Annotated in this window: 10 protein-coding genes; 7 read left to right on the top strand and 3 right to left on the bottom strand. The window is 38.3% G+C overall.

Annotated elements, in window-relative coordinates; translation table 11 throughout:
- Positions 1 to 207 precede the first annotated feature (207 nt).
- Both HA044_RS03130 and HA044_RS03125 read right to left on the bottom strand, forming a co-directional pair.
- Positions 208 to 1,488: a GHKL domain-containing protein gene (locus HA044_RS03130; protein ID WP_187539193.1), complete on the bottom strand. Its 1,281-nt coding sequence runs from the start codon at positions 1,486 to 1,488 to the stop codon at positions 208 to 210.
- Positions 1,488 to 2,198, bottom strand: a complete 711-nt coding sequence (locus HA044_RS03125) for a LytTR family DNA-binding domain-containing protein (RefSeq protein ID WP_187539191.1) — start codon at positions 2,196 to 2,198, stop codon at positions 1,488 to 1,490. The genes HA044_RS03130 and HA044_RS03125 overlap by 1 nt, the downstream gene beginning before the upstream one ends.
- A gap of 106 nt (positions 2,199 to 2,304) precedes the next feature.
- On the opposite strand from HA044_RS03125, the gene HA044_RS03120 reads away from it, so the two are divergent.
- Together HA044_RS03120 and HA044_RS03115 are read left to right on the top strand one after the other, a co-directional pair.
- Positions 2,305 to 3,261, top strand: coding sequence for an ABC transporter ATP-binding protein (locus HA044_RS03120; protein ID WP_187539418.1), 957 nt, complete (start codon positions 2,305 to 2,307; stop codon positions 3,259 to 3,261).
- 1 nt (position 3,262) lies between these two features.
- Positions 3,263 to 3,985, top strand: a complete 723-nt coding sequence (locus HA044_RS03115; RefSeq protein WP_187539189.1) for an ABC transporter permease — start codon at positions 3,263 to 3,265, stop codon at positions 3,983 to 3,985.
- Positions 3,986 to 4,129: 144 nt separating this feature from the next.
- Here the strand turns inward: HA044_RS03115 and HA044_RS03110 are convergent, their stop codons facing one another.
- Positions 4,130 to 4,663, bottom strand: coding sequence for a biotin transporter BioY (locus HA044_RS03110; protein ID WP_187539187.1), 534 nt, complete (start codon positions 4,661 to 4,663; stop codon positions 4,130 to 4,132).
- A gap of 201 nt (positions 4,664 to 4,864) precedes the next feature.
- Between HA044_RS03110 and HA044_RS03105 the strand changes: the two genes are divergently transcribed.
- The 5 genes from HA044_RS03105 (at position 4,865) to HA044_RS03085 (ending at position 9,543) form a co-directional block, all read left to right on the top strand.
- Positions 4,865 to 5,359 carry a hypothetical protein gene (locus HA044_RS03105; protein WP_187539186.1) on the top strand — a complete coding sequence of 165 codons (495 nt, stop codon included), beginning with the start codon at positions 4,865 to 4,867 and terminating at the stop codon, positions 5,357 to 5,359.
- Between the two features lie 137 nt (positions 5,360 to 5,496).
- A complete protein-coding gene (locus HA044_RS03100) occupies positions 5,497 to 6,177 on the top strand; it encodes a response regulator transcription factor (protein WP_187539185.1) in 681 nt (226 codons plus the stop codon).
- Positions 6,161 to 7,531, top strand: a complete 1,371-nt coding sequence (locus HA044_RS03095) for a cell wall metabolism sensor histidine kinase WalK (protein WP_187539184.1) — start codon at positions 6,161 to 6,163, stop codon at positions 7,529 to 7,531. Before HA044_RS03100 ends, HA044_RS03095 begins: the two co-directional genes overlap by 17 nt.
- Positions 7,531 to 7,911, top strand: coding sequence for a VOC family protein (locus HA044_RS03090; protein WP_187539183.1), 381 nt, complete (start codon positions 7,531 to 7,533; stop codon positions 7,909 to 7,911). Before HA044_RS03095 ends, HA044_RS03090 begins: the two co-directional genes overlap by 1 nt.
- A 249-nt stretch (positions 7,912 to 8,160) precedes the next feature.
- The gene (locus HA044_RS03085; RefSeq protein WP_187539181.1) at positions 8,161 to 9,543 is read left to right on the top strand and encodes a polysaccharide deacetylase family protein; all 1,383 of its coding nucleotides are present in this window, start codon (positions 8,161 to 8,163) and stop codon (positions 9,541 to 9,543) included.
- Positions 9,544 to 9,597: the final 54 nt, after the last annotated feature.

The raw sequence follows: 9,597 nt of genomic DNA, 5'->3' as shown, positions 1-9,597 counted from the left end.
GGTCATTCGTTAGAATTCGATTTCGTCGTCCCACCTCCGCACAGTTGAGTAGGGCTGTAAAAGCTGATGAAATCAGCTTAGTAGAGCCCACTCAACCACTGCGTCTTGCTCGACAATCCAAAAACGATTAAGAGGCTAGGACTTTTGTCCCAGCCTCATCTTTTGTTTTTCAATGAATCATCTGTATTGGATATCGAAGGAGAAGGATCATTCGTTTATTGGACTTGGTAAGAGGATCTCCGTTCGATAGTGGCCATTTTCTTTGAATCGCTTGATAGTTCCTTGGTATTCTTGTACTAGGGCATCAACGTTTCGTAAGCCCCAACCATCTCTTTGACGTGTTTTACGAGTCTCTTGTTCTTGTTCATTAAAGGTATTGTTGATCGAAATAAATAGGTTTTGTTGAAAATAACGTATATTCAGAGCCAATGTTCTCTCCGATTTATCAGTTAATCGAAGACAGGCTGAAATACTATTATCTAAACAATTTCCTAAAATAACAGCTAGAATATCAGGCTGAATAGATAATTCTTGAGGGACAAAGCAGTCAATTTCCAATTTAATTTCATCTTCCACATCGTGCAGTTTCTGATTCAGTAAAAAATTAATTGTTGGATTTTTGGAGTAAAAGGTTTGTTTTCCTGAAATACTATCAGTTAACGAGTGAAGATACTCTCTAGCCTCATCAGGATTTTCTTCTAGAAGTGCCAACAGAGTTAAATGTTTATTTTTTAAGTCATGCCGAAGACTTTGCAATCGTTGGTATTCCTCTTGAGACTGTTGTGTTTCTCTTAATTGGAATTGAAGCTGTTCTTTATCTAGTTTATTTTGATAATCAGAGTGCTGTTGTTGAGAAAGATGTAAGGTAAAATAAAGTGAGGAAAATGACAATACAATAAGAGAAAAGAGTGAAATGACAGAAAGATAATCTGGTCCAAATACTTGTCCTTGAATAGCAGATACAGTAAAGGCAAAAATAATCGACAAAATCGGCACGATAAATTGATACAGCCAATTTCTTCTAAATGTTGCCATGGTTAACTTTTGATGTGTTCGAAATAACTGTCGAAGAATAAGAGTGATCACAGTTGAAAAAAGAAAACTGATGACAAGGTAACCACTAATTATTCCTAAATTTTTTGATACTTTTGACAGTGGAAGAAAAAGTTGGATAGCTTGATTGAGGACAGCTCCTGCTAATAATGTCAGGCTTGTCTGTAAGAATATCCAAAAGGAAGAATCACGAAAGGAGTAGCCAAAATAGAGTCCTACGAGAGAGGATTCTAACATACTAAGAAAGAGATTGCTCACTAAAAAAACGCGACTTTCTAAAAAAACAAACACAAGAGCCACATGAAAGAGAAAGAAACAACAAAGGACTAAAAGGGTTTCTTTTGAATGTTTATATTTGGATATTGGCCTATAAAATAAAACACTTGCCAGAAATAAGTCGAACAAGATACTAATGATCCGTAATCCTATTAGCATTAGAAATTCCTTTCACTGAGATAGTTATAGTATTTTTCTTTAAAAGAAGACTGGAACTTACGACTAATTGGAAGTAGATGCTCCTCGGTTCCATTTAGCAAAATAGTTACGGTTCTCGCATCAAAATCTTTGATATATTTGGGATTTACAATATAAGAAGCATGTATTTGAATAAAATAATCAGGTAGTTTATCTAGAATGTCTTGGGTTTTCAGTAAGGACTTATAGGTATCTGCTAGCGTGTAAATAAAAACGGAACGCTTATCCTTCTCAAAATAGGTAATGTCACTTAACGGAATAGAGTAACTTTGTTTTCCAAATGAGAAGTTAAAGATGGTTTGTCCTAAATCAAAATAACGTAAAACTCTGTCTACTACCTTATTTAGCCTTTGAGGTTCAATTGGTTTTACTAAGTAATCAAAAGTCTGTACTTCAAAAACTTGTTCCATATAATCACGATAGCTGGTCACAAAAATAATGGGGATAAAAGGATTGAACTGCCGAATTTCACGAGCAAGGTCAATTCCAGTAATTTGTGGCATATCAATATCTAAAAAAACACAATGAGTATCCCCTGTTAACTGTTCTAGCATTCTTTGTGGATTGGTATATAGTTTTGTTTCTACAGGAACCTTGTCGTAAGAAAGTAAATACTGTTCTAACTGACTAGCATCTCTAGTTGAGTCATCACAAATAACGACGTTTAACATAAGTCCCCCTTATCAAATTGAGTTGGCTAATTATGACACTAAAATGGTAAATCATGACGTAAACCATGGAAAGTCATATGTTTATTATACAATAATCTTATCAAAAATGAAGGAAGCTGGGAAAATCTTCTCAGTCTTGAGTGATGAGATGAAGACATTTGCGACACTGACTATTAGAGATTTGACAAAATCATTCGATAAGCAACATTTTGCTAATAATCATATTTCCTTAGAAATAGAAGCTGCTAAAATTACAGCCTTTTTAGGACACAATGGTGCTGGTAAGTCCACCCTCTTAAATCAAATGATTGGTTTTACCAAACCTGATCGAGGGGACGTTTGCTATGGAGATATTTCTTTTGTAGAGAATCGTAAACAAGCTCGTTCGATGATGAGCTATATGTCACAGCAGTATGCACCACTTGAAAAATTAACGGTAGAACAAAATTTAGAAATGCTTGGAAGAATGAGAGGATTAAACACCTTAGATCTACAAAAGGAACTTGACCAACTCCTAACTGATTTAGAAATTAAAGAATATCGGAGAAAACAAGGAAAGGACCTTTCAGGTGGTTTAAAGCGTCTAACTTCTTTTGCAATGGCTTTAATCGGATCTCCGGCCATCATTCTTCTTGATGAGCCGACGAACGATGTTGATCCAATACGTCGTGAAAAACAGTGGCAATTATTACAGAAGCTAGCGCATAAAGGTCATACCATTATTATCGTGACGCATAATCTCTTAGAAGTTGAAAAATATGCTGACAACTATGCCTTATTTAACCATGGGAATTTAATCAAATCAGGACCTGTTCAGCAAATAACCTATCAAAAACAGTATCAAATATCTTTTGAGTTTAGGAATGAAGATAGCTTAGCTCTATTCCAAGATTATACCATTATCAATGGTTCGATTTGCCAGATTGAAATAGAAGAGAAGGAGTTAACGAGACTGCTACCAAAAATCACACAGGAATTGGATAGAAAGAATATTTTAAATCTGTCACTTGCTCAGAAAAACGTATCCATTTCAGATCTTTATAGAGAGGAGTCGACAAACTGATATGATTCAATTTTTTTACTTACTTCGTTGGAACTATCTTCGTCAAAAAGATCTATTTCTACTCTTTACGCTAGCTCAGGTTCTGTTATCCATTTCACTTCTTTTTGGTTATCCACTAGTGATCGGTGAGATTGATACGACAGCTGCCTACTATCTCTCTTCTGGTTCAGTTCTGATAGGAATTATTTCTATTGGCTGTACTATCTCATCACCTGTTATAGCAAATGCGAAGTCAGAAGGACATGTAGACTATGTACGAGCCCTTCCAATACCACGAATTCTTATTTCCTTAGCAGATCTTTGGATGTGGATGATTGCTATTTTACCTGGAGTGTTCATTTCTGTTATACTGGGCTATTTTCGTTTTTCTGTCCGCTTAAATGTATCTATTCTAGCTGTTTTAATTCTATTTCTTATCTGTCTTACGATGATCAGTCTTGGATTTGCCATTGCGTATACTTTTTCTCCCAATATTGTCACGTTGATGTCTCAGTTGATTCTTATGATCGGTTTGATGTTTTCGCCAATCATGTACCCAGCAAGTCGTCTTCCAGATTGGATAAACCATCTCTACCATGTTCTTCCTTTTGTCCCTTCTGTTAATCTTCTTCGAGCTTGCCTTTATAGTCATGACCACATCTCATTGTTTGACTTGGTTATTCTGATCATCTGGATTTTGCTAACACAGCTACTGATTTTGAGAGTTCTTTATAAGGAAAAATAAAGGAAGGAGGGTAGATAGAAGGTTCTTCTACGAAACAGTAATCCATTTAAAAGGATTTCGATTGAAGAGATATCCCTTCAATAAAAAGCAACAACTGTTTTCAGATGTTGCTATTTTTTATATATTCTCTAGGCCCTTTGTATCTTATTTGAAATACCAGTGGTGTTTGAGGTTGGCAAAAATCGCCTTGCTGGTAATAGTGATAATGATGATTTTGATGAAATCAGCAAGTATAAATGGAGCTACGACCTTTACAAAGGATGTTTGAATACCGATTCCTGTCACAAGCATAAAACCGATGAGTCCGGAAACAAAGAGAAGAACACTACTAAATAAATTAGCAAGGAAAATGGTTACGACGCTGGATTTGGCATTGGTAAACAAAGACGTGAGCAAGGCACGAAATGGGAAGAACAAGAGAAAACCAGCAGTAGGTCCAATGAAACTTTGTGCACCGCCGGAACCACCTGCAAACACTGGGAATCCGAAGAAACCTAAAAGCAGATAAAGGCAGACAGCAGTAAAAGCATGGCTGGGTTTATAGATAGTCCCGATGAGTCCAATAATCAATGTCTGAAGGGTCAATGGAATGGGCCCAAAAGGAACGGTGAATTGAGACAAAACGCAAATCATTGCGGTACCAATGGCAATTAAGACTAAAGGAAATGCTTTTTTCATAACAGTTAACCTCTTATTTATTTTATGGTAACTATTTTATCTCAGTTAGAATGTTTTGTCAACCAATAAATAAAAGTTTAGTTTTGTTTAAGCTATTCTTTAGGAAGGCTTAAGGATTCTTCAGTATAATCGCTGTACTTAAAGGACTGAGCTCCCTTTAAAATTTAAAAGACAAGTATACTTAAAAAATAAGGAAGAACAATGAATCAAAAAGAAACAAAACAAGTCGTAGATCCAAAAGTATCCAATGAAAAAATGGTCGTTCTAAAACGCAGTTCCAAATGGTGGATCAAAACAGCAGCAATCGGAGGCTTGCTCGTCGGTGCTGGTAGCGGCTTTGGAATCGGAGTTATTACTTCACAATCCCTTAGTCAGCAACAACTGTCACAAGCCGTCCAAACAAATCAAAACCAAGCAAACATTCAAAATCAGCAGAAGCAAAACAGCCATTCCACGCAAGGAAACCAGCAAAATGGTAGCCTTCAAAATGGAGGTCCACAAGATGGCGGACCTGGTCAGATGCCAGGAAACGGTGGACCTCAAGGAAATGGGCCTGAAAATGGAGGTATGCCACCGGGAGAGTCAAATAAGCAAGGCTCTTCTAATCAGTCAAGTAAAAAGAATACGAAGAAACAGTTGAAAGACAGTGACGCCAGTAATACGCAAAGTAACAAGGAAAATACGACCAATTCCTAAGAAACCAACCCTTTATCTAATCAAATGGATAGGTAGATAAATCAAGGTTCTAACTATAGGAAATGAAGGCAAGTCGTGTTATAATAGTTTGGAATAGATTAGAAAGACTCACTCAAGAAAGAGAAGAGGAAAGTACAATGATTAAAATTCTATTGGTCGAAGACGACCTTGGTTTATCCAATTCAGTATTTGATTTTTTAGATGACTTCGCGGATGTCATGCAGGTTTTTGATGGTGAAGAAGGTCTTTATGAGGCTGAAAGTGGCATCTATGACTTGATTCTGCTGGACCTCATGTTACCGGGAAAAGACGGCTTTCATGTCTTGAAAGAATTGCGTGAAAAAGGCGTGACGACTCCTGTCTTGATTATGACAGCCAAAGAAAGTCTGGATGACAAAGGACATGGTTTTGAGCTAGGAGCAGACGATTACCTCACCAAGCCTTTCTATCTTGAAGAGCTTAAGATGCGGATCCAAGCTCTCTTGAAGCGCTCAGGTAAGGTCAATGAAAACACCCTCAATTATGGTAATTTGAAGGTGAATTTATCTACCAATTCGACTTATATCGATGGCAAAGAAGTTGAATTACTCGGAAAAGAGTTTGATCTCTTAGTTTACTTCCTTCAAAACCAAAATGTCATTCTTCCTAAAACCCAAATTTTCGACCGTTTGTGGGGGTTTGACAGCGATACAACCATTTCTGTTGTTGAAGTGTATGTATCGAAAATCCGTAAAAAATTAAAAGGAACGGATTTCGTAGAAAACTTACAAACATTGCGTAGTGTGGGGTATATCTTAAAAGATGTTAACAAGGATTAAGAAAACCGTCGGAGAAGATGACTTTTCCTATTTCATCCGCTATTTTGGCCTTTTTACCCTGATTTTCTCAGCCATGACCTTGATCATTATTCAGGTCATGCGCTCGAGCCTTTATACGACGGTCGATGAGAACCTCAAGACTCTTAGCCAGGATCCTTATTCGATCGTGGCCATTGCCAATCGCGACCAAAGGCAATCGGGTGCCAAGCTAAATGATAAAGAGAACGATGTCATGGATGTCCCAAATCATGATAAGTCAGAGCCCAAAGGAGATGTCACCTCCAATACAACAGTCGTTCTTCTCAATAAAAAATATGAAAATCTGACAACTGGAAATGGTTTTCTAAACCTCAAATCAGTAACCTTTGGACGCAAACTGCTTAACAAGGTTTCACAGCTCCGGATTACCAATAGCTATGGTAAAAAAGAAAGTTACCGAGCCTATATGACGGATCTGGGCTTATCAGATGGTGATGAGAGTGATGTTAAATACGCGGTCATCATGACTAATATTAGCCAGTTGGAGCAGACGAGCGAAAAGAATGAGGGCCAAATCGCCCTTGTGATGATCTGCTTCTGGGGGATTTCACTGTTTGCAAGTCTCTTTCTGGCTCGTCTTAGTGTCAAGCCACTTCTTGAGAGCATGCAAAAGCAAAAAGCCTTTGTGGAAAATGCCTCACATGAATTGCGGACGCCCCTTGCAGTTCTACAAAATCGTTTAGAAACACTTTTTAGAAAACCAGAAGCAACCATTATGGAATCGAGCGAGAGCATTGCCTCAAGTCTAGATGAGGTCCGAAATATGAAGCTCTTGACCACCAACCTGCTCAACATTGCCCGAAGGGATGATGGCTTGAAGCCAGAGATCGATGAGATTGATCCTAGCTTCTTTGATCAGACCTTCTCAAATTTTGAGATTATCGCAGAAGAAAATGCCAAGGTCTTTCGAGGCGAGAACCGAGTCGACAAGATCATTTCATCAGATAAAATCCTGCTCAAGCAGTTGATGACCATCTTGTACGACAACGCCTTGAAATATACAGATGAAGATGGCGAAATTGGCTTTAAAGTTCAATTGAAGGACAAAAATCTCCTTATCAAAGTCCTGGATAATGGACCTGGTATTCCCGATGAAGACAAAAAGCGGATTTTTGATCGCTTTTATCGGGTGGACAAGGCTAGAACCCGTCAAAAAGGTGGATTTGGCCTAGGCTTATCGCTTGCCAAACAAATTGTAGAAGCCTTTAAAGGAAACATTCAAGTCAGAGATAACAAACCAAGAGGAACCATCTTTGAAGTGAAATTATCTACAAAAACGGAAAGTCGTAAAAGAAATCGAAAAGAGGAAAAATAATGAGTTCAAAAATGTTGCATACCTGCCTACGTGTTGAAAATTTAGAAAAATCCATCGCTTTTTACCAAGATGCCTTTGGTTTTGAAGAAAAACGACGGAAAGATTTTCCAGACTACAAATTTACCATTGTGTATTTGGCCTTGCCTGGAGATGACTACGAATTGGAATTGACTTACAATTATGACCATGGACCTTATGTCATCGGTGATGGCTATGCACACGTAGCATTGAGCACACCAGATCTAGAAGGCTTGCATGCTGAGCACAAATCCAAAGGCTATGAAGTAACGGATCCAAAAGGCCTACCTGGTAATCCCCCAAATTATTATTTTGTGGTAGATCCAGACGGATACAAAGTCGAAGTAATCCGTGAAAAATAAAAAGGTTGAATAGAAAAGGGAGAGTGGGACAGAAATCGGTCATTCGTTAGAATTCGAACCTCCGCACAGTTGAGTAGGGCTGTAAAAGCTGATGAAATCAGCCTAGTAGAGCCCACTCAACCACTGCGTCTTGCTCGACAATCCAAAACAATTAAGAGGCTAGGACTTTTGTCCCAGCCTCACCTTTTTTGATGTGTACCTGTATAAAAAAGAAATGTTTTTTGGAAAGAAATTTGCTATAATAAAGTCATGAGATTAAAGCCTGTAAGAACCATATTATTAGTCATCGTGAATCTCCTTTTACTCTCTATCCTTTTTATTGGATACCGTAAAATCCAAACCATTCGTGAAAATAAGGCCTATCAAGACCAATTTTCGAAAGTGGTACAGTTAGAAGGAGATACAGAAAAAGGGAAAAAAGCACAAGTCCAAGAAGGGATTTTAGGAACGTCCTATGTGACGGCTTATTTTCCTACAAGAGATGGGCAACCCATCACTGTCATTAAAGACAAGATATCAGAAGACCTCAAACGTTTGGGATCGGACGAAAAAACCAAGAAGCCAGAGCATCTGACTTTCTACCATAGTGAAGAAATAGAAGCTCCCTTTGTTGGCTACCATCCGATTCAGATTAAACGGGCGGAATACCAGTATAAAAAGGGACAATTCATCAAAGATGAAACTGTGAAATTGCCTTTATTCTATTTAGATGATGAGGATAATCCTTTGACTTTGACGGAGGTATTCGCTGATCCAGATGGAGCAAAGCAGATTTTCTTAAACGAATTGAAAACCAATCTTTCGTTTCGTCAGCTAGATGAGGCCAGTATTGATCAAATGGTGGCGCATTTTTCAGAAATGGATTTGAGCCAGTGGACTTTCCAGTATGAAAAAGGAAATTTCATCATTTCATTTCCCTCTAAGGTTAAGGGGGATGATACCTTCAAGGTTCCACTTTCCAAATTCTATGATGTGATCGATACCGATCGCCTGCTTCCTGAAGATCTTGAATCGTACCAATCCTATATTGAAGAGCGCCGTCAAAAGATGATTGCTTTGACCTTTGATGATGGGCCAGATCCCAAGACGACACCACAAGCTCTCTCAATCCTTAAGAAGTACAATGCCAAGGCCACCTTCTTTATGGTTGGTAAAAATGTCGACGCTTATCCAAATATCGCTAAGCAAGTCCGTAAAGAAGGTCACCAAATTGGGAATCATACCTGGGATCACCCGCAATTACCGAAATTGAGTTTGAGTGATGCGAAAAAGGAGATTTTGGATACGCAAGAAGCGATTCAAAAAGCGACAGGCGTGCAAACCAAGATTACCCGTCCACCGTATGGAGCGATCAATAACGCCATCCAATATGGCATAGACCAGTCCTTCATCATGTGGGATGTGGATAGTTTAGACTGGAAGAACCACAATACAACTTCCATTCTCAATGAAGTGAAGAAAGAAGTCAAACCAGGTTCGATCATTCTCATGCATGATGTTCACCAGACCACGATTGATGCTTTGCCGACGGTTCTAGATTACCTCAAAGAACAAGGCTACACCTTTGTTACGGTGGATGAATTGTTGAATTACCAACTTGAAAGTCATCGCATTTACTACAATCGAAATTAAGCAAAAGAGAGTGGGACAGAAATCGGTAATTCGTTAGAATTCGATTTCGTCGTT

Origin of the sequence: Streptococcus sp. IMAU 99161 (genome assembly GCF_014435245.1) — a bacterium.
Classification (GTDB): domain Bacteria; phylum Bacillota; class Bacilli; order Lactobacillales; family Streptococcaceae; genus Streptococcus; species Streptococcus lactarius.
Note: the sequence above shows the minus strand (reverse complement) of the source record. Positions and strands in the feature narration are given on the sequence as shown.

What these genes read in the sequence shown, in the direction of transcription:
- HA044_RS03095 (WP_187539184.1), top strand. Translation starts at nt 6,161, where the DNA reads ATGTTAACAAGGATTAAGAAAACCGTCGGAGAAGATGACTTTTCCTAT.
- HA044_RS03130 (WP_187539193.1), bottom strand. Translation starts at nt 1,488, where the DNA reads ATGCTAATAGGATTACGGATCATTAGTATCTTGTTCGACTTATTTCTG.
- HA044_RS03105 (WP_187539186.1), top strand. Translation starts at nt 4,865, where the DNA reads ATGAATCAAAAAGAAACAAAACAAGTCGTAGATCCAAAAGTATCCAAT.
- HA044_RS03090 (WP_187539183.1), top strand. Translation starts at nt 7,531, where the DNA reads ATGAGTTCAAAAATGTTGCATACCTGCCTACGTGTTGAAAATTTAGAA.
- HA044_RS03110 (WP_187539187.1), bottom strand. Translation starts at nt 4,663, where the DNA reads ATGAAAAAAGCATTTCCTTTAGTCTTAATTGCCATTGGTACCGCAATG.
- HA044_RS03120 (WP_187539418.1), top strand. Translation starts at nt 2,305, where the DNA reads ATGAAGGAAGCTGGGAAAATCTTCTCAGTCTTGAGTGATGAGATGAAG.
- HA044_RS03125 (WP_187539191.1), bottom strand. Translation starts at nt 2,198, where the DNA reads ATGTTAAACGTCGTTATTTGTGATGACTCAACTAGAGATGCTAGTCAG.
- HA044_RS03100 (WP_187539185.1), top strand. Translation starts at nt 5,497, where the DNA reads ATGATTAAAATTCTATTGGTCGAAGACGACCTTGGTTTATCCAATTCA.
- HA044_RS03085 (WP_187539181.1), top strand. Translation starts at nt 8,161, where the DNA reads ATGAGATTAAAGCCTGTAAGAACCATATTATTAGTCATCGTGAATCTC.
- HA044_RS03115 (WP_187539189.1), top strand. Translation starts at nt 3,263, where the DNA reads ATGATTCAATTTTTTTACTTACTTCGTTGGAACTATCTTCGTCAAAAA.